Source organism: Candidatus Pelagibacter sp. HIMB1542 (assembly GCF_052047835.1).
GTDB lineage: Bacteria > Pseudomonadota > Alphaproteobacteria > Pelagibacterales > Pelagibacteraceae > Pelagibacter.
On record NZ_JBNAJB010000002.1, the window covers coordinates 592,805 to 614,216 of the forward strand.

A 21,412-nucleotide genomic window follows, 5' to 3' on the forward strand; every position below is an offset into this window, starting at 1 on the left:
CTTCTTCAATTATTCTTTCTCTTCTTCTTTTTTCTTTAAATCCTCAGATAATGATGAAAAAGGTAGGTTTTTACCAGAACCTTCAGATCCATATTTATCAAGAGCTTCTTTTTTCTCAATTTCTTCAAGTAATCTAATGCTTAATGTAGCTTTTCTCTTATTCATGTCCAAATCTGCGATTGCACAATCTAATTTCTCACCACCTGTCCATCTACTTGGTCTAGCATCAGCAGCATTAATTGCTATTGCAGATTTTTTAATCTGGAAGTCCATTTCACAACCTTCTGGTCTTACTATAAGTCCTTTGTTATCAGTCGTAACAACTTTAACAGTTATTGTTTGATTTTTTGACTTATCTTTAAACCAGTCAAACGGATCTGCTTGAGTTTGCCTTAGACCAACCCTAATCTTTTGTTCTGAAGATTTTATTTCCAATACTTTAACTTTAAGCTTATCACCTTTTTTATACTTAGAAAGTTCTTCTTCACCATTATTTAAATAAGTTAAATCATTGCAATGTAAAAAAGCATCAATATCTAAATCTTCAATTTTAACAAATAAAGAATATTCATTTTTATTTACAACTTCTCCCTCAACAATTGTACCAACAGGATATTTTTTCTCAAATGTTTCAAAAGGATTATCTTGAGTCAATCTATGTGATATTGCAACACGTCTTTTGTCTTTGTCAATTTCAGTAATTACACAATCTATTTCATCTCCAACTTTAAACATTTTTTTTGCTGAAATATTTTTTTTAGTCCAGCTTAGTTCGCTTGAATGAAGTAAGGTTGTTAAACCTGGTTCTAGCTCACAAAAAGCTCCAAAGTCCATTAGTTTTACTACTTTAACTTTGTAGATTTTATTTAATTCGTAATTTTCAATATGCTCAAAAGGATCTGGAGATAACTGTTTTACCGAACATCCAACTTGTAATTTTTCTTTATCAACACTGATAACTTTTAGGTCATGTTTTTCACCTATATTAAATACTTCATCAGGATGATTTACTCTTGAATAAGAAATCTCTTGCAAATGTACTAATACATCTAATTCACCGTTTACATTAAAGAAGCAACCAAATGAGCTGTATCCTTTTACTTCAGCACCTTTTATAATGTCACCAACTTTGTATTTTTCAACTATTTTTGCTTTATCTTCTTTTTTGAAGGATGAAATTATTTCTCTTCTGGATACACAGGCATTCCCTCTAACCTTGTCTAGTTTGATAAGCGCAAATTTTTGTGGCTCATTCATTAAATGACTTATATCTTTTAAAGGTTTATCACTAATCTGTGAACCAGGTAAAAACATAAGTGAGCCAGTATCTATATGTTCGACTATGCACCCACCTTTGCACTTGGATGTAATTTTTCCCATGATGGGCTCATTTTTTTCATATGCTTCTACTAATTTATCCCAACCTTTAATTTTTTGAGCTTTACTTGCAGAAACTAAAACCTCACCATGTTTATCTTCAATTTTTTCTAGTAAAACTGGTATAGTTTCTCCAACTTTAATCTTTTCAGAAAGACCCATGCTTTTTAGTTCATTAATATCAAGTACTGGTTCTGACTTTAAACCTTCAACAAATAAAAATACAAATTTTTCAGTAATTTTATTAATTTTACCTTCAATTATTTTACCTTCTTCTATTTGAACTTTTGAAAGCTGACTACTTAGTAATTTTTCGAATTCTTGAGATGCTGGACTAGATAAATCTTTATAAATTTCCATTAATTATTTATTTTCCTGTCTATTATTTTTTTTATTTTTAAAAAACATGACCTTTTATTAAGGTTTGTCGTATTAATCAATAGTGAATCTTTTGTTTTCTTTAACGGAGATATTTTTCTATTAAAATCACTTTTATCGCGTTTTTTAATGCTTTTTAAGACCTCTGGATACGTTATCTTTTTTTTTAGCCCTTTTAACTCTTTATATCTTCTTAATGCTCTAGTTTTTACATTTGCAGTTATATAAAATTTAAAATCAGCATCAGGAATAATATTGTATGTGATATCCCTCCCATCTAAACAAGAACCTTTATATTTTTTAGGTGGGTTGTATGCAAAATTGATTTGAAAAGAATGAACCATTTTTCTTATAGATATAATTTTAGAAATTATGGAAGCTTCGGTTCCAACCTCATCAGACAATAAATTATTATCTGAGAGATCTTTTATTTTTAATAACTTAATTTTTGATTTTATAAATTTAATATTAAATTTTTTTGGGTATTTAATTTTAAGATAACCAATAAATCTATAAATTTTTCCAGTATCAAGATAAAATAGATCATAATGTTTTGATATAGCTTTTGCAAGTGTTCCAGCACCTGCTGCAGCAGGTGAATCAATAGCAATTTTTAAAATATTTTTTCTTTTAATCATTTTTTTAAGTCGTCAATAATTTTTAAAAAATTTGGAAACGAAGTGTTAATTGAATCTTTATCGTGAATAGCCCATCTTCCACCAAAACTTAAGGCTGCAATCAAGCTTGTCATAAAAACTCTATGATCTTTTAAATAATTTTTAATTGTAATTTTTTTGTCAAAATCTAAATTTAGGTCAGGTTTGCCATAAATTTTAATAGTGTCATTAGTTGTGATTGTTTTTACTCCTAAATTTGATAAAATTTTTTCAGCCCACATTAACCTTGGGCTCTCTTTCTGATTTAATTCACCCAGATTACTAAAATAAGAAACACCTTTCGCTTTGGCAGCAACTAAAAATATAACTAAAAATTCATCAATCGCACCACTATTCAATTCAGGAGGGCAATTAATTGCTTTTATATTATTGGCACTCACTACTTTTATGTCAGCCTTTTTTTCACCTTTATAAGTTTTTTGATTTTTAAAAATTATTCTCACTCCCATTTTTTTTAAAATAGTTATGATACCGATCCTAGATGCATTTATATTTACATTTTTAATTATTAATTCTGAATTTTTAGAGAGTGCTGTTAGGACTATGAAAAATGCACTAGAACTAATATCAGATGGAATATCATAATTTAAAGTATTAATTTTTTTTACTTTTTTAATTTTAATTTCATCAACATTTATATTATTTTTAATACTTATTGGTAATTTCAAAAATTTACATAATAGCTCAGTATGGTTTCTTGATTTTTTTGCTTTAATTGTTGTTGTGCCATCAGTTCTCATTCCTGCAAAGATAATTGAACTTTTGCACTGAGCTGATCCTTTGTTTTCATTGTATTTAATTGGTTTTAGCTTAGATGATCCATAGATCTTTAGCGGTAAAAAATTATTACTCCTTAATTTAAATTTAGCTCCAAACTTGCTTAAAGGATCTGATACTCTTTTAAAATCTCTTTTTGATAAACTTTTATCTCCAATTAAATTTATTGGCTCTGGAGAATTTACTAACAGTCCAAGAATAAGTCTTCCAAGAGTACCCGAATTTTGAGCATCTATTGTGAGGTTTTTTTTATATTTATAGCCATCAATTCCTTTTCCATAAATTTTACACACTTTCTTTTTTATAATTACTTTAATTCCTAATTTTTTTACTGCCTCTATCGCAGCTAATACATCTTCTGACATTAAAAGATTTTTTGCTTTTGATGTTCCACTTGCCAATGATGCAAAGAGTACCCATCTAATGCTTAAGCTTTTATCACCAGGCACCTCAATAGTTTTTTTAAAATTCCTAATTTTCTTTATAATTTTTACAACATTAGACATTACAAATTAATTGAACTTAAAGTTGTCGCCAAAATATGCATTTTTTGCATTTATATTATTGACTAAGTTGGAGGGTGTGTCTTTTGCAACAATTTTTCCATTATTTAGTATCATTGCTTCATCCACACAAGATAATAAGTCTCGCGCCTGATGATCACAAATACAAATTGTTATTCTATTTTCACTTTGTAAATTTACTATTGTTTCCTGCAACATTTTTATAGTTAAAACATCCAAAGCAGCAAAACATTCGTCTAACAATAGTACTCTTGGTTCACTCAATAAAGAAAGGGCTATAACTAATTTTTTTTTTTGACCACCTGATAAAAATTTTGCCTTAATATCTTTTAAGTTATCAAGTTCGAATTTAGAAATTAAATAATTAACTCTTTCGAGCCTGTATGCTTTATTGTCAACTACAATTTCACTAATAGCTCTTAGGTTATCATAAAGAGTAAGATCGCTAAAAAATCCTCCATACTGTGGAACATATCCTAGTTTAAATTTTTTTGTTCTAAAATAAATTGGATAGTCAGTAACATCCTGTCCATTTATTTTAATTTTTCCATTTTTTGGGTTAATTAATCCTGTTATGAGATTAAATATTGTAGATTTTCCAACACCATTGGGTCCTAGCATTCCAAAAATTTGACCCTCATTAATTTTAAAGCTTAAATTGTCTAAAATTAATCTATTACCATATGATAAAGAAATATCATTAAATTCAATAATTGAATTACTATTTTTAAATGATTTAATTCTAAATTTTTTTATAATTGCCATTTAATTTAGACTTTTTAAATTTACTTTTTTATTTTTCTCATGCATAAAAATTTTTATATCTTTAGTTTCCAAATTCATTTCAGCAACATCAGCTTTTAGTAAATTTGTTTGATTAGTATAGGTTACATTTTTAGAAATTAACATTGAGTTTCTATTAATTGAAAAATCAAGATATTCACCAGTTATTTTATCACTATTGTAATTTATTATGACATTTTTTGAAAAAATTGTATCATTATTTGTAGAATTATATTTTCCAAAATCTGAAAAAATTATTACTTCTTCATCACTAGTTAGTTTAATTAATGCAGACACATCTTTTAAATAAATAATGTTTGTGTTTGCGTAATCTATCTCGCCCTCCAAAGCTTTAATCAAATACTCATTACCGTTATCGTCTTTTGTAGTGTACTCAACATCTTTAATTATATTTGAGGAATATCTAGTTTCATAATTTTTATCTAGATTTTCTTGGCTTTTAATTGAATTATTTTTTTTTATGTATTTTGTGTATATTGTAAAAATTGCAAAAATTATTATTAAAATAATAAAAAAATTTTTATAATTCATTTAAATTATTAAGTAATATTTGATTGCAAAATAGTATGTATATGTATAACCCCAATCGTTTTAGAGGGTTTACTCTTTACATTTACCAACAAAGATGTAATTTTTTTATTGTTCATTACCGAAAGGGCTTTGACTGCTAACTCATTTTTATCTACGAAGATTGGTTTTTTTGTCATAATCTTTTTAACTGTTAGTAAATCAAAGTTTATTTTTTTTTCTGTAAATCTTCTAATTTGTCCATCAGTAATAATACCTACAGTTTTTTTTTTATTATTAAGAACTACTAAAATTCCCAATTTTTTTTCTGTTAATATCTTTATTACATCGTTTATTTTTAAATTTTCATTTACGAAAGGTATTTTATTTCCTGTAATCATAATATCTTCGACTGTTTTGAGTTGTGCGCCTAGGCTTCCTGCAGGATGAAGCTCTTTGAAATCCATTTTTCCAAATTTTTTATATTTCATAGATGCAATCGCGAGCGAATCTCCTAGGGCGAGCTGCATGGTTGTGCTTGCAGTAGGAATTATACCTTCGGCCTCAACTGCTTTAGGTATATAAAGTTTTATATCTGAAGCTTTGTAAAGAATAGACTCCTTTCTAGATACTATTCCAATTAAAAAAATTTTGTTTCTTTTAGCATACTTTATTATATTTTTAAGCTCACTGCTCTCCCCGGAGTTGCTGATTAAAATTAATATATCTTTTTTAGAAATCATTCCGAGATCACCGTGAGATGCATCACTTGCCAATAAACTGAATGATGGTGTACCAACTGAAGCTAGTGTAGCTGCAATCTTTGATGCAATGTGTCCACATTTTCCTACTCCACATAGAATAACTTTAGAATGACATTTAGAAATATGACTAACCGCCTGATCAAACGATTGATTTAAACTTTTTTTTAGATTTTGAAGTGCTTTTATTTCAAGATTTATTACATTTTTTGCTACAGATATAAATTTTTTTCTATTCATTAGTGCGACCAGACATCATCTCTAAATAGTGCTAGATCTAGATCAACTCGAGTTTTCATGAATTTTAAACAATCTTCATAAAGTTGCATTCTTTTTTCTCTAATTAATATATTTACTAATTTATCATGTATTTTGTGTAAATAAATTACATCATTAGCACAATATTTTAGCTGTGCAGGATTTAGATTTCCTCCAAAATCTGAACTTTGAAATTGTTTACTAATATCAATATTTATAAATTCTTTAATCAATGTTTTCAGAGAGTGATTATCGGAGTAAGATCTTGCAAGTTTAGATGCAATTTTTGTGTCTAGAATATTATTAGTTTCTGTTCTTAAATAATATTTAATATGCGCTATGTCTGCGCGTCCATAATGAAAAATTTTTGTTATATTTTCATCATTTAATAGTTTTACTAAATTAGGTGCACGATAACTTTCTCTGTCTAATTGAATTATATGTGCATCTGAGTTGCCAGAAGATAGTTGAATTAAGCATAATGGATCACGTTTGACATTTAGACCCATAAACTCACCATCCACGGCAATTATATTGCCTAAATTTAAATCATCTGGTAGATCGTTTTTGTGAAGTTGAATATTATTACTCATATTTTAAACATATATATATGAAAGCAAAAAATTGTCTAATTTTTGGTGGAAGTGGTCAAATTGGTCGAAATTTAATTAGGAAGCTTACAAAGAAAAATTATCAAGTAACTGTTGTTACGAGAAACATTCATCAAAAAAGCTACATTATAAAAACTCAAGCAAATGCAGGTTATATAGATATTGTTGAATCTAATATTTTTGAAGAACAAAAACTTAGAAAGCTTTTTGAAAAAGCAGACGTATGCATAAATTTAGTTGGGATATTATTTGAGTCGAAAAAGATAAATACATTCAAAAATATTCACACAATTTTTCCTTCTTTGTTATCTAAACTTTCAAAAGAATACAAACTAAAGCATTTTATTCATCTATCAGCACTTGGAATAAACGAAGCCATAGACTCTGATTATGCTAAAAGTAAATTAGAGGGAGAGGAAAGGATTCTTAAACATTTTCCTTTAGCTACAATTATTAGACCTTCAATTGTTTATTCAGTAGATGATAATTTTACAACAAATTTTATGACAATTCTAAATAGATTGCCAATATTTCCACTCTATTATGAAGGCAAAACCAAGTTTGCACCAATTCATTGCTCTGACTTAACAGATGTTATTTTTAATGTTATTTCGAATAATGTTAATTCCAAAATAATTGAATGTGTTGGTCCAGAAATAATTTCATTTAAAGAAATAATAGAAAAATTATTAAATTTAATTGGAAAGAAAAGATTATTAATACCAATGCCTTTACCCTTAGCACAAGTGTCAGCGAGATTTTTTGAAATGCTGCCAAAACCACTTTTGACTAGAGATCAGTTAAAACTTCTAAAATATGATAATGTTTTATCTGGAAAATATAAATCTAATTCGGACATAGGCGTACCTAGTTTGAGATACTTCGATGAAGAAGTTAAAAAATATTGCTATATGTGGAGGGAAGGTGGTCAATTTTCCACAGAAAAATATAATTCAGATAATATAGATATTAAAACAAAAATTTAAGCAGATTGAATTTTATTATCAATAAACTCTGGAACTTCCTCTTTTTCTGTAACTTCTTCTTTTTTACCTTTTGGTTGATAAGCATAAAGTAAATGAAGTTTGCAATAAGAGAAATCTTTTAAAGAGGATCTGCCACAAAAATAAAACTCTTTTTCATCTGGATGACCTATTGGCCACTTGCATGAATTCTCATCTAGCTCTTCTAATTGTTTAGGATTTTCTGGTTCAAAATCTTTTTCAATAATTAATGATTTAAATTTACTTTTACGACCTCTTTTTGATTGAACGTTATTTTGCTCATTTGAATTTTCAAAATGCTTATTAGAAGTAGCAGTTCTAGTTTTGATTTTTGCTGAAAGATTTAATCTATGAGCTTTTCCAATTACTGCGTTTCTACTAATACCACCAATGATCTCAGCTATTTGACTAGCTGTGTTGCCTTTGCCCCATAATTCCTTTAATTTTGAAACTTTTTCTTCAGTCCAACTCATATCTATATGTTGTGTTAATTATTTTTAAAACGACAATATACTGTTATTAATTTAATTGAAACAATGAAAAAATTAGAGTTATCAACAATAAAAGCTTAGCCCAAATAAAATTAGTTTTTCAATCATAACTTGTATCTATGAAATAAAATTTATAAAAACAAATTTAATTTATGAGCAATTTAGCAAAAAATTATAACAGAAAAAAAATTTCATTTAAGTATGGTAAGGGAAGCTATCTTTACTCCACTGATGGAAAAAAATATCTTGATTTTGTTATGGGTATTGCTGTTAATTCTTTAGGTCATGCTCATCCAAGTTTAATCAAAACTATAAACAACCAATCAAAAAAGCTTTGGCATGTATCAAATGCATTTCAAATTCCTGAGGGAGAAAATCTAGCAAAAAAACTATGTAAAAAAACATTCGCGGATTATGTGATGTTTCAAAATAGCGGGGCAGAAGCTACAGAGGCAGCTATTAAAGTTGCAAGAAGATATTTTTTTTCAATAGGCAAACAAAATAAAAATAGAATTTTATGTATAAAAAATTCTTTCCACGGGAGAACATTAGCTGCAATTTATGCGAGTGGTTCTAAAAAAATGACAGAGGGATTTGGCCCTAAAGTAAAAGGATTTGATCACTTTACTTTTGGAGACCACAAATTATTAGAAAAGAAAATCACAAAAAATACTGCAGCTATAATGGTTGAAACGATAATGGGAGAGGGAGGAATTAAAGTTATTCCAGATTTCTGTTTAAAAGAGCTTAGAAAATTGTGCGATAAGAAAAAAATTCTTTTAATTCTGGATGAAGTTCAATGTGGGATAGGTAGATCTGGAGATTTTTTTGCATTTGAAAAATCTAAAGTAAAACCAGATATAGTCCCAATAGCTAAAGGGATTGGAGGAGGGTTTCCAATAGGAGCAGTCCTTATGAATAAAAAAGTAGCTGCATGCATGGTACCCGGAACTCATGGATCTACATTTGGAGGTAATCCATTAGCTATGTCAGTTGGTAATAAAGTAATGGATATAGTTTCAAATAAAAAGTTTTTAAATAATGTAAAAAAATTATCTATATATTTCTTATCAAACTTAAACAAAATTAAGGAAAAATATCCTACTATTATTAAACAAATAAGAGGAAGAGGTTTTTTAATTGGAATACAGCTGCATCAAGATCAAACAAATTTTATTAAAAAACTAATGGAAAATAAATTATTAACTATTCGTGCTGCAGAAAATGTCGTCAGAGTTTTACCACCTCTTAATGTCAAAAAAAGTGAACTTGATGAAGCTTTAAAAATTATAAATAAAGTTTGCAGCCAATTTAAATAGTTATGAAACATTTTATAAATTTAAAAGATATTCCTAGTAAAGATTTAAGAAAAATAATTACTGATGCAAAAAAAAGAAAAAGTTCTAGAAAAAAACTTAACACATTAGAGACAGATAAAGGTGCTCCACTAAAAGGTAAAATTTTGATCCAAATGTTTGAAAAACCAAGCTTAAGAACAAGAATGAGCTTTTATTTAGCAATTAAACAGCTTGGAGGAGGTACTGTAACACTTAGATCCAATGAACTTCATTTAGGACAAGGTGGTGAAAGTATATCTGATACAGCAAAGGTTTTATCAACTTATGGTGATGGATTTATGTTGAGAACAGATAGTGACAAAAAAATTGAGGATTTTAAAAAATATTTGTCTATTCCAGTGATTAATGGTTTGAGCCCGTCCTCTCATCCAACTCAAGTTCTTTCAGATGTTTTTACAGTTGAAGAGATTACAAAAAAACCTATTTCCAAATTAAATATTTGCTGGATTGGTGATTCAAATAATGTTTTGGATAGTTTAATTGCTGCTTCAGTTAAATTTTCTTTCAAATTAAGCATTGGTTGTCCAAAAAATTTTGAACCAGGAAAAGAAGTAAGAAGTTGGGTGAAAAAAAATAAGAGAAAAATTTATATTTATAATGACCCAAAAAAAGCTGCTAAAGGAGCTGATGTAATTTTTTCTGATAAAGTTATTTCACTAAATGACAAAGTAAACAAAAAGAAAAAAATTCAGGCATTTAAAAAATTTAAAATTGATAAAAAATTAATGGGTTTTGCAAATAAGAATTGTATTTTTTTGCATTGTCTGCCTAGAGGGAATGAAGTGTCTGAAGACATTTTCTTAGGAAAAAAATCTCATGTATGGATACAGGCTCTTAACAGAGTTCATGTTCAAAAAAGTATACTATTGTATTGTTTTGGAAAATTAAGGTAGTGGAACTGGGCTATCTGAATTTTCATTTAGATACTTAATTACAGACGCTCTATCTACTTCTTTTCTTAAACCTGCATAAGCCATTTTTGTACCTTTAATATATTTTGCAGGTTTTTTTAAAAATCCATTTAGCTCTTCAAATGTCCATTCTTTTTCATAAGCAGCTAATGCTTTTGAATATTTATAATCCTCGACTGCTCCAACTTTTCTTCCAACGACATTATATAAAGCTGGACCTATAGCATTTTTCCCACCCTTAATTATTGAGTGACAGGCTGCACACTTTTTAAATATTTTTTCTCCACTTGCTATATCCCCCATGGCCATTAATGCAGCAATGTCGATTTTTTCTTCTGCAGCAGTTGTTGTAGAAGATGATGCGGTAGATACCTGTTCAACTTCCACCGTGTAACCTGGAGTTTCTGGCTTTTCTACATGAAAAATTACATCAGATAATTTTCCTATACCAATTACAAGAAGTGCAACCATTAGAACTGCAGCTACAATTTTGTTAATTTCAAAAGAATCCATTTTTATAAATTTAGTTTTGAACGTATAACATGATAAATTAAAATTTGACTAAAATTTAATGTACAAATTTGCCTCTATTTTAATTAGTGATTGATGAAAACTCTTATAATTATACCCTCTAGATTATCCGCAACTAGGCTCCCAGGAAAACCATTATTAAAAATTAATGATATTTCAATTATTTCACATGTGTTTAATAAGGCAAAAGAGGCAAATATTGGAGAGGTAATTGTTGCTGCAGAGGATCAAGAGATTGTCAATGATGTTAAAAATAATGGAGGAAATGCGATTTTAACCAACAATAAACATAAAACTGGCACAGACCGAATATATGAAGCTTATCAAAAACTTAACTTAGATAATGTTGATTTTATAATGAATCTTCAGGGTGATGAACCAGCAATAAATATTCAGGATATTAAAAATCTAAACCAAATGATGATAGATCATAAAGCAAAAATAGGAACTCTGGCTGCTAAAGTTGAAGATAAATTAAACTTAACAAACGAAAATATAGTTAAAGTTATTACTGAAAATAATTTAGAAGATGACCCGTTTTCTAAAGCAAAAATATTTCTAAGGAAATCTGAAAATACCTTAAATGTTTATCACCATATTGGAATTTACTGTTATTCATCACAAATTCTTAAAAACTTTGTTGAATTACCACAATCAAAAAATGAAATTGAAAATAAATTAGAACAACTTAGAGCTCTAGACAATAATATTCAAATAAATGTTGCTCTAGCCAACAAAGCTCCCATAGGAGTTGACACAGAGGAAGATTATCTGGCCTTAAAAAAAATAATGGAATATAAGTCCTGATGGGTAAAATATATTTTCAAGGAACATTTGGAGCCTATTCTCATTTAGCAGCAGTTTCAATTGACCCTGATGCTGAAATTTTACCTTGCAAAACTTTTGATGATTGTTTTAATAAAGCTTCGGAAGAACCTGATTGTAGAATTATAATACCAGAGTCTAACAGAATAACAGGGAATATAGGAGTCGAATATTTAATTTTTAAACATAGGTTGAATATTTACCAAGAGCACTTTCAAAAAATCGAACATAATTTATTAGGTCAGCCAGGAGCTAAACTATCTGATATAAAAGAAGTTTATTCTCATGCACAGGGTTTATCGCAATGTTCAAATTTCATAAAAGAAAATAATATTGCTGAACATATTAGAGCTGACACAGCTGGATCAGCTGAGATGATTTCTAAAACAAAAGACAAAAAACAAGCAGCAATAGCATCATCTTTAAGTGCTGAAATTTATAATCTTGATGTAATCAAAAAAAATATAGAAGACGAGAGTGGAAATTTAACAAGGTTTCTTGTTATGGGAAAAAATATATCTCAACCTGAGTTTGGAAATAAAAAATATATAACTTCATTCTTATTTAAACTAAAAAGTAAACCTGCAGCTCTTTATCAATCGCTTGGAGGATTTGCTATCAATGGAGTAAATCTTACCAAGCTTCAAAGTTACCCTGAAAAAAACTCTTTCGATTCTTATTTTTTCTTATGTGATTTGGATGGACATATAGAAGATCCAAAGGTTCAAAAATCTCTTGAGGAGCTGGGCTTACATTGTGAGGATTTTCACGTCCTAGGTGTTTTTGAAGCGGATAGTTTGAGACAAAAAAAATAATAATCTTTTCTTGTAGATTAGAAATTTTAACTGCTATAATAGATTTGGAGGCTAGAGGTGGATGCTGCTTGAACCCGACCAGATCTTAACGGAAGCAGTCGTAGAGACAGTTATTCAGGTTCTAGTCTCCTTAAAAAATTTATGAATAACAATTCAAAAGTACTAGCTCTTAAATACAGACCTCAAGTATGGGAGGACCTTATTGGTCAAGAAGTTGTTGCTGAAACAATTATAAACTCAATAAAAGCTGACAAAGTACCCAATGCATATTTGTTTACTGGAATTAGAGGGATTGGAAAAACTACAACTGCAAGAATTGTAGCAAAAGCATTGAATTGCTCAAATGGTATTGAAAAAATGTGTATTGATAATTTGTGTGAAAATTGTCAGTCGATTGCAAATTCAAGTCACATTGATGTACTTGAAATGGATGCGGCCAGCAAGACAGGAGTTGATGATGTTAGAGATCTAATTGAGTTTTCTAGATATGGGCCAACTTCAGCAAAGTACAAAATATTTATAATCGATGAAGTTCATATGTTAAGTAAACAAGCTTTTAATGCTTTACTAAAAACATTAGAAGAACCACCTTCATATTTAAAATTTATATTTGCCACAACAGAAATAAAAAAAATTCCTATAACAGTTGTTTCAAGGTGTCAGCGTTTTGATCTTTCAAGGATTAAATCTTCTGAATTGTTAGATTTTATAAAAAAAATTAAAGATAAAGAAAACGGAAAAGTTACGGATGACGCTCTAAAATTAATTGTAAAAATATCAGAGGGTTCAGTAAGAGATGCATTATCTCTATTAGATAGAGCGTTATTGAGTTTAGATAATGATAAAGAACTAGATCTAAATTCTGCTCAAAAGATTTTTGGTTATTTTGATAAATCACAATTAATTGATTTATTTGAATTGATATTAAGAGGAGAAGAAGAAAAAGTAATAAAAATTTATAGAAAAATATATGATCAGGGAGTTGAACCAAAAATATTTTTAAATGATTTTTTAGAACTATTATATTACTTTAAAAATATAAATTCTTTAACTTTAGAAAGCACAAATTTTTCTCTTAATGATGAAGAATTTAACAAAATAAAAAATATTTCTAATCAAATCCAACCAGATGTATTAATTTTATTTTGGCAATTTTCTATCAAGTCGTTAGAAGAATTAGATATTGTATCAAATCAACATTTATCAATTGAGATGTTTTTGATTAGATTAATGCACTTAAGTTCTGTAAAACAAGTTAAACAAATAGATACTAAATCCAAAGAAGAAAACTCAACTAGCAAAATTGAAATAAAAAAAGAGACTAAAATTATTGACCAAATAAAAAATATTTCTCAAGAAGAAAAAAAGAATCCTGAAATACAAACTGAAGTTAAAGCAGAAATTAAAACTCAAATTAATTCTTTTCATGAATTAATTGCTACTTGCACAAGTAAAAGAGAATTAAAACTTAAATTTGAATTAGAGAAAAATGTCAATTTGGTTAAATTTGAAAAAAATAGGATTGAGATTTCATTTAATGACAGCCTTGATAAAGATTTTGTAAAGGATCTTTCCTCAAAGCTTTTTGATTGGACAAAAGAAAGATGGATTATCACACTTAGTAAATCAAAAGGGGATCTCTCAATTAGAGAAAAGAAAGAAAATGAAAAAAAAATATTAATTGAAAAAGCTAAAGAAACTGAAATTTATAAAAACTTTATGGAAAATTTTCCTGATGCAGAACTGGTAGATGTTAAATCGATAATTAAGGAGGATAAAGATAATGACTGATTTTAATAAAATATTAGATAAAGCAAAAGAACTCGAAGCAAAAATGAAAGAGAGTCAGCAAAAAATTAAGGAGATTAGAGTAGAGGGTATTTCTGGCTCAAATTCAGCAAAAATCGTCTTGGATGGAGAAGGTGAAATGCAATCAATTAAACTGTCAGATGAAATAATGAAAGAAGACAAATCAATAATAGAAGATTTAATTGTAGCTGCGCATAATAACGCCAAATCACAATTAAAGTCGAAAACATCAGAAGAGATATCAAAAGCTACAGGTGGATTTGGAATACCTGGTTTTAAGTGGCCACTATAGTAGATGCAAAATATTAACGAGATTGAGGAATTAATAAAATTAATTTCAAAGCTTCCAGGTTTAGGACCAAAATCTGCCAAAAGGATTGTTTTAAAACTCATTAATAACCGTGATGAATTAGTAAAACCAATGGCAAACACATTGGCTCAAGTTTATAAAAATGTAACCAGATGTAATTCTTGTGGTTCACTTAAATCAATTTCAGCTGGATGTATAAATTGTGAAAACACAAAAAATAAATATTTAAAGATTTGTGTTGTAGAAGACATTGCCGATCAATGGTCGATTGAAAATTCAAATATTTATCAAGGGTATTTTCATATTCTGGGAGGCACCATTTCATCAGTAGGTCAAAGAAAAGAAGATTTACTTGTAAATTCGCTGGTTGAGAGAGTTAATCGAGATAAAATTGAAGAAGTTATATTAGCCACAAGTGCAACTGTTGAAGGTCAAACTACTGCTTACTACATTCAAGATAGCTTAAAAAATTCTAATGTAAAAATTACAAAACTTGCACAGGGTTTACCTGTAGGTGGTGAAATTGAAAGTTTAGACGATGGGACTTTGTTTTCTGCTTTTAAAAATCGTTCTAACTTAGCTTCTAATTCAGATTAGACTTTTTAGTAAGTCTATTTAAATGCAGCAAAGGTTCAGTATAACCAGATGGTTGTTCTTTTCCTTTAAATACCAAATCACAAGCAGTTTGAAATGCAATTGAGTTTTCAAAGTTATCACTCATTCTTACGTAATTAGAGTCATTTTTATTTTGATCATCTACAATTTTAGCCATGTCTTTAAGAATTTCTACAACTTGAATTTTTGTTGTAATTCCGTGATGTATCCAATTTGCAATATGTTGAGATGAAATTCTAAGTGTAGCTCTATCTTCCATCAAACCTACATTATTTATATCTGGTACTTTGGAGCACCCAACTCCTTGATCGATCCATCTCACAACATAACCCAATAAAGTTTGAGCTGAGTTAGAAATTTCTTTATTAATTTCATCTACAGACCAATTTGGTCTATCAGCAGTAGGTATTGTTAAAAGATCATCAAGCTTTGCTTGTTCTCTATTTTTAATTTTTTGTTGTTCATCAAAAATATTTATTTCATGATAATGTAGCGAATGCAAAGCTGCAGCAGTTGGAGATGGAACCCATGCACAATTTGCACCTGCTTTTAAATGCCCAGTTTTTTGCTCCATCATATCTTTCATTTTATCAGGCATTGCCCACATTCCTTTTCCAATTTGAGCTTTTCCAGAAAATCCACATTTTAAACCAATATCAACATTGTTATTTTCATATGCTGTAATCCATTTTGAAGTTTTCATTTCACCTTTTTTAATCATTGGACCAGCTTCCATTGAAGTATGCATTTCATCGCCAGTTCTGTCTAGAAAACCTGTATTTATAAAAAAAACTCTATTTTTTAACGATCTAATGCACTCTTTTAAGTTAGCTGAGGTTCTTCTTTCTTCATCCATTATTCCAATCTTGCAGGTGTATTTTGGTAAACCTAAAACTTCTTCAACTTTTGAGAAAAGCAAATCAGTAAATGCAGTTTCATCTGGTCCATGCATTTTTGGTTTCACGATATAAATAGAACCAGATCTTGAATTGGTTTTTTTCTTAATATCATGAAGTGCTGCAGCTGTAGTAATGAAGGCATCCATAATTCCTTCTGGAACTTCACTACCATCTTTTAATATTATTGATGGATTAGTCATTAAGTGACCAACATTTCTAATTAGCAGTAAACTTCTTCCATGAAGCTTTAAACCTTTTCCATCTTTTGAAATATAGCTTCTGTTAGGGTTGAGTTTTCTCTCAAATAATTTTCCTTCTTTTTCAAATTTTGATTTTAGATCACCCTTCATCAGACCCAGCCAATTTCTGTAACAAACAATTTTATCTTCTGCATCTACAGCAGCTACACTATCTTCGTTATCGCATATAGTTGACATCGCAGATTCTAAAATTATGTCACTAATCCCAGCATGATCTTGTTGAGCTGCAAAAGCTCTTGAGTCTTTTAAAATTTCTATATGTAAATTGTTATTTTTTAAAATTATAGCAGACGGGTTGTCAGCTTCACCCCTATGGCCAATAAACTTATTCTCATCTACCAAATCATAAATATCAGCACCTTTTAGAGCTTTAAATTTTCCATACTTAACCGCAAAACTTGTAATTTTTTGCCAACTCAATCCTGCTAAAGGAAAATATTTATCTAAAAAATCTCTTCCATATTTTATTACCATCTCACCTCTTAATGGGTCGTATCTTTCAGATACACTATCTTCTGATTGTTCAATTACATCTGTTCCGTACAGACTATCGTATAAGCTCATCCATCTAGCATTAGCAGCATTTAATGCGTATCTCGCATTCATTACTGGTACAACAAGTTGAGGTCCAGCAATACTTGTTATTTCCTCATCAACATTTTGAGTTGATATTTCAAAATCATCACCTTCTTTTTTCAAATAACCAATTTCTGTAAGAAATTTTTTATATTCTGAAAAATTAAATTCATTTCCCTTATTTTTTATATGCCAATTGTCTATTTGTTTTTGTAAGTCTTCTCTAAATTTTATTAATTCTTTATTTTTAGGTGCTAATTCATTGACTGTTTTGTCGAACCCAGACCAAAAATTATCAACAGATAGATCTGTTTCTTTTAATAGCTCGTCGCTAATAAATTGAGAAAGTTTTTCAGATACTTTTAAAGTATTTATATTTACATATTTTTCCTGCATATCACCTAAATTACCCCATCTGTATTTTTGCCTGAGAGTTTTGCTCCTTCGGCGGAATTAATTCTCTTTCCAGAGTGTTATGCAACTATCGGTCCTTTTTACCTGAGAGTTTCCGGGGTGGTTGCTCCTTCGGTGCTAAATCTATTAGTCTCTCCCGATAGCAAAATATGTATCTTCTTCTAGAAAAGAGTCAATTAATAACAATTACACTTTAAATTAAATATCATTTTATTGCCTTTTTTATGAATTAACCATCCGCTATAACCGTATTATGAAAAATTATCTTAATTTTGAAACTGAGATTAAAGATTTAGAGACAGAATTGGAAAAATTAAAGGATCCCTATAATCAAGAGGGATTGTCAGAAGTAGATACGCAAAAAATTTCAAAAACACAAGTTGAGTTAGATCAAAAATTAAATGATATATATTCAAACCTAGATCCATGGCAAACCACCATGGTTGCAAGACATGAAGACAGACCAAAGTCTAAATTTTTCATAGATAATTTATTCGAAGATTTTATTTCTTTATCTGGAGACCGTTATTATGGTGAAGATAAATCTGTACTTACTGGTTTTGCAAAATTTAATGGTCAGTCAGTTTTAGTTATTGGTCAAGAAAAGGGTGAGGATTTGGATAGCAGAATTCAAAGAAATTTTGGGATGATGCGACCTGAGGGTTATAGAAAAACTATTCGATTAATGAATTTAGCAAATAAATTTAAAATTCCAATTATCTCTTTTATAGACACGCCAGGTGCTTATCCTGGTGTTGGTGCAGAGGAAAGAGGTCAAGCTGAGGCAATAGCAAAATCAATTGAATGTTGTATGGAACTTAAGGTGCCAACTGTTGCAATAATTATAGGTGAAGGTGGATCAGGTGGTGCGATTGCATTAGCATCGTCTAACAAAGTTATCATGCTAGAAAATGCTATTTATTCGGTTATATCTCCTGAAGGTTGTGCAACTATATTATGGAGAGATCCAAAAAAAATGCTTGATGCAGCAAAAGCAATGAAGCTTTCCGCAAAAGATTTATTAAAATTAAAAGTTATTGATGAAATAATCCCAGAACCTTTAGGTGGCGCTCACAGGGATAGAGATCTTATGCTAGACAATATTAGAAAATCTATTTCTAAAAATTTAGATCAATATAAAGAAATGACGTCAGAAGAAATAATGAATGAAAGAAAAAATAAATTTTTAAAAATTGGAAGAAATGATGGTTTTATGAACAATGTAGAAGATTTAAGCAATTTGACCATTAAGAAAAACAATTTTGACAATATTTTCAAATCAAAAAAATTATTATTTGGTATTGGTGCAGGTTTATTATTGTTAGCTTCTTTGTTTTTTCTTGTTTAAGAATTATAAAGCTCCATGGCAATGTTTAAACTTCTTGCCTGATCCACAAAAGCAAGGTTCATTTCTTCCCATTTTTTTGGCTTGTGGTTTTGGATTTACTCTTTCCTCATTGGAAGATCTTTCTTCTGTTATAACTTTTAAGTTCATTAAAATTGTAACGTAGTCTAATTTTAGTTTTTCTAATAAATTTGAAAATAAATCAAAAGCTTCTTTTTTATATTCAACTAAAGGATCTCTTTGACCGTAAGACCTTAATCCAATCACTTGTCTAAGTTGTTCTAAATATTGTATATGTGATTTCCAATTCAAATCTATTGTTTGCAAAAATATTCTTTTTTCAATTTCTTTTGCATGCTGCTCGTTTAGAACTTTAATTCTTTCATTACGTGTCTCATTAAATTTTGAGGATATTTGCTCTTTCAGTTCATTATCTTTTGCAGAAATCAAACTTTCAAGTTCAGTATCATTAAAACTTTTCCCAACAATTTGCCTAACTTTATTATTAAATTCATTACTTTTTGGATTAGATAGGTTTTGAATTTTTAATTTTATCAAGTCTTCTGATATTTCTTTTAAAAATTTGTTGGAATAATCAAAAATATTTTCACTATTCATTGCGTTTTTTCTTTGAGAAAACACAACATGTCTTTGGTCATTCAAAACATTATCAAATTTGATAAGTGTTTTTCTGATATCAAAATTTCTGGCTTCAACTTTTTGCTGAGCTCTTTCTAATGCTTTGTTGATCCAAGGGTGATCAATACTTTCACCATCTTTTAAACCAAGTTTTTCAAGCATATTATTCATAGATTCTGAGCCAAAAATTCTCATCAAATCATCTTCTAAACTTACATAAAATACAGAACTACCTTCATCTCCTTGTCGTCCAGCTCTTCCTCTTGCTTGATTGTCTACTCTCCTAGACTCCATTCTTTCTGTACCAATTACAAATAAGCCACCTAGAGATTTAATTTTTTCTTTATCTATTTTTAACTGATCATCAGGAATTGATCCTTTTTTACCACCAAGCTGGATGTCAACACCTCTACCAGAAATACTGGTTGTAATTATCAAAGATTTTTCTTTTCCAGCATTTGCAATAATTTCGGCTTCATTTTCATGGTTCTTTGCATTTAAAACTACGTGTTTAATATTTTTTTCATTTAATAATTTAGAATAAACTTCAGATTTGTTGATACTAGATGTGAAAACTAAAATTGGTTGACCAATTTCATGTTTTTCAATGATCTTATTAATTATTGCATCATTTTTTTCTTTTTCAGTTCTAAAGATCAAATCATTATAATCTTTTCGGATCATTTCTTTATTTGTTGGTATTACAACTACTGAAAGATTATATATCTCAAAAAATTCCTCAGACTCTGTGACTGCGGTACCGGTGCAACCTGATATTTTTTTATATAGTTTAAAATAATTTTGATAGGTAATAGATGCTAAAGTTTGATTTTCAGCTTGTATCTGAATTTTTTCTTTAGCTTCAAGAGCCTGATGAAGACCATCTCCAAATCTTCTTCCTTCTAAAATTCTACCAGTCAACTCGTCTATGATTTTAAGAACTCCATCTTTTACTATGTAATCTTTTCCTTTTTCAAATAAATGATTTGCACGCAGTGCTTGATTTACGTGGTGAACTAAATGAAGATTTTCTGGATCATAAAAATTATCATTTTTTAAGATACCTGCATTAGAAAAAAGTTTTTCAACATTATCAATACCCTCGTTTGTTAAAAGTATACTTTTTTCTTTCTCATCTATTTCAAAATCTTTGTTATTTAAAATTTTAACAAGTTTATCTATTGCTAGGTATTGAGCAGTTTTATCTTCTGCAGCTCCAGAAATTACAAGTGGAGTTCTTGCTTCATCAATTAAACAGGAATCTATTTCATCTACAATTGAAAATGCATGAGATCTTTGAACCATTTCTTTTTGAGAAAACTTCATGTTATCTCTTAGATAATCAAATCCTAATTCACTGTTGGTTGCATAAGTAATGTCACAATTATAGTTTTTCTTTCTTTCTAGATCATCTTGGTCATTATTTATAAATCCAGAAGTAAGACCTAGAAAATTATATATGAGACCCATTTCCATCGAATCTCTTTTTGCTAAGTAATCATTAACTGTTACTATATGAACTCCATCTTCAGAAAGCGCATTTAAATACGCCGCTAAAGCAATAGTAATTGTTTTTCCTTCACCCGTTCTCATTTCAGCAATTTTACCTTCGTGAAGAACTACCCCCCCAATAAGTTGAACATCAAAGTGCTTTTCTTTTCTTGTTCTTTTTGCAGCCTCTCTTACTAGTGCAAATGCTTCAGGTAGAATTTCGTCTAAACTTTTTCCATTTTTTAATTGATTTTTAAATTCAACTGTTTTTTTTGGAAAGTCTTCATCACTTAATTTTATGAATTGTTCCTCGTATGAATTTATTTTCTCTACAATTTTTCCAATTCTATCTAGCTCTTTTTGATTACTAGATTTGATAAATTTTGTAATTAGGTTAAGTGGGTTAAACATGACTATTTGATTTATTCTTTAAATATATTGTTTA

20 protein-coding genes and 1 riboswitch are annotated in these 21,412 nt (G+C 29.0%); of the genes, 9 read left to right on the forward strand and 11 right to left on the reverse strand.

What is annotated here, in order from left to right:
• Positions 1 to 9: 9 nt before the first annotated feature.
• From ACTTBI_RS07425 to ACTTBI_RS07455, 7 genes are read right to left on the reverse strand one after another with little or no spacing between them, the layout of a single operon-like run.
• On the reverse strand, positions 10 to 1,737 hold the full coding sequence (locus tag ACTTBI_RS07425; RefSeq protein ID WP_440653476.1) for a S1 RNA-binding domain-containing protein: 1,728 nt from the start codon (positions 1,735 to 1,737) through the stop codon (positions 10 to 12).
• Entirely contained in the window at positions 1,737 to 2,393 is a 657-nt protein-coding gene (locus tag ACTTBI_RS07430; protein WP_440653478.1) for a (d)CMP kinase, read from the reverse strand. Before ACTTBI_RS07430 ends, ACTTBI_RS07425 begins: the two co-directional genes overlap by 1 nt.
• A complete protein-coding gene (aroA, locus tag ACTTBI_RS07435; protein ID WP_440653480.1) occupies positions 2,390 to 3,715 on the reverse strand; it encodes a 3-phosphoshikimate 1-carboxyvinyltransferase in 1,326 nt (441 codons plus the stop codon). The genes ACTTBI_RS07430 and aroA overlap by 4 nt, the downstream gene beginning before the upstream one ends.
• Positions 3,716 to 3,721: 6 nt before the next feature.
• Positions 3,722 to 4,498, reverse strand: a complete 777-nt coding sequence (locus ACTTBI_RS07440) for an ATP-binding cassette domain-containing protein (RefSeq protein WP_440653482.1) — start codon at positions 4,496 to 4,498, stop codon at positions 3,722 to 3,724.
• On the reverse strand, positions 4,499 to 5,068 hold the full coding sequence (lptC, locus tag ACTTBI_RS07445; protein ID WP_440653484.1) for an LPS export ABC transporter periplasmic protein LptC: 570 nt from the start codon (positions 5,066 to 5,068) through the stop codon (positions 4,499 to 4,501). It abuts the gene before it with no gap.
• A gap of 8 nt (positions 5,069 to 5,076) precedes the next feature.
• Positions 5,077 to 6,045 (reverse strand): KpsF/GutQ family sugar-phosphate isomerase, encoded by a 969-nt coding sequence (locus ACTTBI_RS07450; RefSeq protein WP_440653485.1) that lies wholly within the window; start codon positions 6,043 to 6,045, stop codon positions 5,077 to 5,079.
• A complete protein-coding gene (locus ACTTBI_RS07455; RefSeq protein WP_440653486.1) occupies positions 6,045 to 6,656 on the reverse strand; it encodes a ribonuclease D in 612 nt (203 codons plus the stop codon). The genes ACTTBI_RS07450 and ACTTBI_RS07455 overlap by 1 nt, the downstream gene beginning before the upstream one ends.
• 17 nt (positions 6,657 to 6,673) lie before the next feature.
• On the opposite strand from ACTTBI_RS07455, the gene ACTTBI_RS07460 reads away from it, so the two are divergent.
• Complete coding sequence (locus ACTTBI_RS07460) at positions 6,674 to 7,660, forward strand: complex I NDUFA9 subunit family protein (RefSeq protein ID WP_440653488.1); 987 nt, start codon at positions 6,674 to 6,676, stop codon at positions 7,658 to 7,660.
• Here the strand turns inward: ACTTBI_RS07460 and ACTTBI_RS07465 are convergent.
• The gene (locus ACTTBI_RS07465) at positions 7,657 to 8,151 is read right to left on the reverse strand and encodes a GcrA family cell cycle regulator (RefSeq protein ID WP_440653489.1); all 495 of its coding nucleotides are present in this window, start codon (positions 8,149 to 8,151) and stop codon (positions 7,657 to 7,659) included. The genes ACTTBI_RS07460 and ACTTBI_RS07465 overlap by 4 nt on opposite strands.
• Positions 8,152 to 8,321: 170 nt before the next feature.
• Here ACTTBI_RS07465 and ACTTBI_RS07470 point away from each other — a divergent pair, with 170 nt between their 5' ends.
• Positions 8,322 to 9,488, forward strand: a complete 1,167-nt coding sequence (locus ACTTBI_RS07470; protein ID WP_440653491.1) for an aspartate aminotransferase family protein — start codon at positions 8,322 to 8,324, stop codon at positions 9,486 to 9,488.
• Positions 9,489 to 9,490: 2 nt separating this feature from the next.
• Positions 9,491 to 10,420 carry an ornithine carbamoyltransferase gene (argF, locus tag ACTTBI_RS07475; RefSeq protein WP_440653492.1) on the forward strand — a complete coding sequence of 310 codons (930 nt, stop codon included), beginning with the start codon at positions 9,491 to 9,493 and terminating at the stop codon, positions 10,418 to 10,420.
• Here argF and ACTTBI_RS07480 read toward each other — a convergent pair.
• Positions 10,412 to 10,951 carry a c-type cytochrome gene (locus ACTTBI_RS07480; RefSeq protein WP_440653493.1) on the reverse strand — a complete coding sequence of 180 codons (540 nt, stop codon included), beginning with the start codon at positions 10,949 to 10,951 and terminating at the stop codon, positions 10,412 to 10,414. The two genes, argF and ACTTBI_RS07480, sit on opposite strands and share 9 nt — an antisense overlap.
• A 93-nt stretch (positions 10,952 to 11,044) precedes the next feature.
• Between ACTTBI_RS07480 and kdsB the strand changes: the two genes are divergently transcribed.
• From kdsB to recR, 5 genes are all read left to right on the forward strand, one after another.
• The gene (gene kdsB, locus ACTTBI_RS07485) at positions 11,045 to 11,776 is read left to right on the forward strand and encodes a 3-deoxy-manno-octulosonate cytidylyltransferase (protein ID WP_440653495.1); all 732 of its coding nucleotides are present in this window, start codon (positions 11,045 to 11,047) and stop codon (positions 11,774 to 11,776) included.
• Positions 11,776 to 12,609: a prephenate dehydratase domain-containing protein gene (locus ACTTBI_RS07490; protein WP_440653497.1), complete on the forward strand. Its 834-nt coding sequence runs from the start codon at positions 11,776 to 11,778 to the stop codon at positions 12,607 to 12,609. The genes kdsB and ACTTBI_RS07490 overlap by 1 nt, the downstream gene beginning before the upstream one ends.
• A 141-nt stretch (positions 12,610 to 12,750) precedes the next feature.
• Positions 12,751 to 14,400 (forward strand): DNA polymerase III subunit gamma/tau, encoded by a 1,650-nt coding sequence (gene dnaX / locus ACTTBI_RS07495; protein WP_440653499.1) that lies wholly within the window; start codon positions 12,751 to 12,753, stop codon positions 14,398 to 14,400.
• Positions 14,393 to 14,710: a YbaB/EbfC family nucleoid-associated protein gene (locus ACTTBI_RS07500; RefSeq protein WP_440653501.1), complete on the forward strand. Its 318-nt coding sequence runs from the start codon at positions 14,393 to 14,395 to the stop codon at positions 14,708 to 14,710. The genes dnaX and ACTTBI_RS07500 overlap by 8 nt, the downstream gene beginning before the upstream one ends.
• 3 nt (positions 14,711 to 14,713) lie before the next feature.
• A complete protein-coding gene (gene recR / locus ACTTBI_RS07505; protein ID WP_440653503.1) occupies positions 14,714 to 15,325 on the forward strand; it encodes a recombination mediator RecR in 612 nt (203 codons plus the stop codon).
• Here the strand turns inward: recR and ACTTBI_RS07510 are convergent.
• On the reverse strand, positions 15,312 to 17,474 hold the full coding sequence (locus tag ACTTBI_RS07510) for a malate synthase G (protein ID WP_440653504.1): 2,163 nt from the start codon (positions 17,472 to 17,474) through the stop codon (positions 15,312 to 15,314). The two genes, recR and ACTTBI_RS07510, sit on opposite strands and share 14 nt — an antisense overlap.
• A gap of 79 nt (positions 17,475 to 17,553) precedes the next feature.
• Positions 17,554 to 17,641, reverse strand: a riboswitch (glycine riboswitch).
• A gap of 104 nt (positions 17,642 to 17,745) precedes the next feature.
• On the opposite strand from ACTTBI_RS07510, the gene ACTTBI_RS07515 reads away from it, so the two are divergent.
• Positions 17,746 to 18,840, forward strand: coding sequence for an acetyl-CoA carboxylase carboxyltransferase subunit alpha (locus ACTTBI_RS07515; RefSeq protein WP_440653506.1), 1,095 nt, complete (start codon positions 17,746 to 17,748; stop codon positions 18,838 to 18,840).
• A 3-nt stretch (positions 18,841 to 18,843) separates the two neighbouring features.
• Here the strand turns inward: ACTTBI_RS07515 and secA are convergent, their stop codons facing one another.
• Complete coding sequence (secA, locus tag ACTTBI_RS07520; protein ID WP_440653507.1) at positions 18,844 to 21,378, reverse strand: preprotein translocase subunit SecA; 2,535 nt, start codon at positions 21,376 to 21,378, stop codon at positions 18,844 to 18,846.
• Positions 21,379 to 21,412 lie beyond the last annotated feature (34 nt).

Coding starts and splice junctions, on each gene's coding strand:
- ACTTBI_RS07450 (WP_440653485.1), bottom strand. CDS start 6,045: ATGAATAGAAAAAAATTTATATCTGTAGCAAAAAATGTAATAAATCTT.
- ACTTBI_RS07480 (WP_440653493.1), bottom strand. CDS start 10,951: ATGGATTCTTTTGAAATTAACAAAATTGTAGCTGCAGTTCTAATGGTT.
- argF (WP_440653492.1), top strand. CDS start 9,491: ATGAAACATTTTATAAATTTAAAAGATATTCCTAGTAAAGATTTAAGA.
- ACTTBI_RS07500 (WP_440653501.1), top strand. CDS start 14,393: ATGACTGATTTTAATAAAATATTAGATAAAGCAAAAGAACTCGAAGCA.
- ACTTBI_RS07470 (WP_440653491.1), top strand. CDS start 8,322: ATGAGCAATTTAGCAAAAAATTATAACAGAAAAAAAATTTCATTTAAG.
- ACTTBI_RS07425 (WP_440653476.1), bottom strand. CDS start 1,737: ATGGAAATTTATAAAGATTTATCTAGTCCAGCATCTCAAGAATTCGAA.
- ACTTBI_RS07430 (WP_440653478.1), bottom strand. CDS start 2,393: ATGATTAAAAGAAAAAATATTTTAAAAATTGCTATTGATTCACCTGCT.
- ACTTBI_RS07515 (WP_440653506.1), top strand. CDS start 17,746: ATGAAAAATTATCTTAATTTTGAAACTGAGATTAAAGATTTAGAGACA.
- dnaX (WP_440653499.1), top strand. CDS start 12,751: ATGAATAACAATTCAAAAGTACTAGCTCTTAAATACAGACCTCAAGTA.
- ACTTBI_RS07510 (WP_440653504.1), bottom strand. CDS start 17,474: ATGCAGGAAAAATATGTAAATATAAATACTTTAAAAGTATCTGAAAAA.
- kdsB (WP_440653495.1), top strand. CDS start 11,045: ATGAAAACTCTTATAATTATACCCTCTAGATTATCCGCAACTAGGCTC.
- ACTTBI_RS07440 (WP_440653482.1), bottom strand. CDS start 4,498: ATGGCAATTATAAAAAAATTTAGAATTAAATCATTTAAAAATAGTAAT.
- lptC (WP_440653484.1), bottom strand. CDS start 5,068: ATGAATTATAAAAATTTTTTTATTATTTTAATAATAATTTTTGCAATT.
- ACTTBI_RS07460 (WP_440653488.1), top strand. CDS start 6,674: ATGAAAGCAAAAAATTGTCTAATTTTTGGTGGAAGTGGTCAAATTGGT.
- ACTTBI_RS07455 (WP_440653486.1), bottom strand. CDS start 6,656: ATGAGTAATAATATTCAACTTCACAAAAACGATCTACCAGATGATTTA.
- aroA (WP_440653480.1), bottom strand. CDS start 3,715: ATGTCTAATGTTGTAAAAATTATAAAGAAAATTAGGAATTTTAAAAAA.
- recR (WP_440653503.1), top strand. CDS start 14,714: ATGCAAAATATTAACGAGATTGAGGAATTAATAAAATTAATTTCAAAG.
- ACTTBI_RS07490 (WP_440653497.1), top strand. CDS start 11,776: ATGGGTAAAATATATTTTCAAGGAACATTTGGAGCCTATTCTCATTTA.
- secA (WP_440653507.1), bottom strand. CDS start 21,378: ATGTTTAACCCACTTAACCTAATTACAAAATTTATCAAATCTAGTAAT.
- ACTTBI_RS07465 (WP_440653489.1), bottom strand. CDS start 8,151: ATGAGTTGGACTGAAGAAAAAGTTTCAAAATTAAAGGAATTATGGGGC.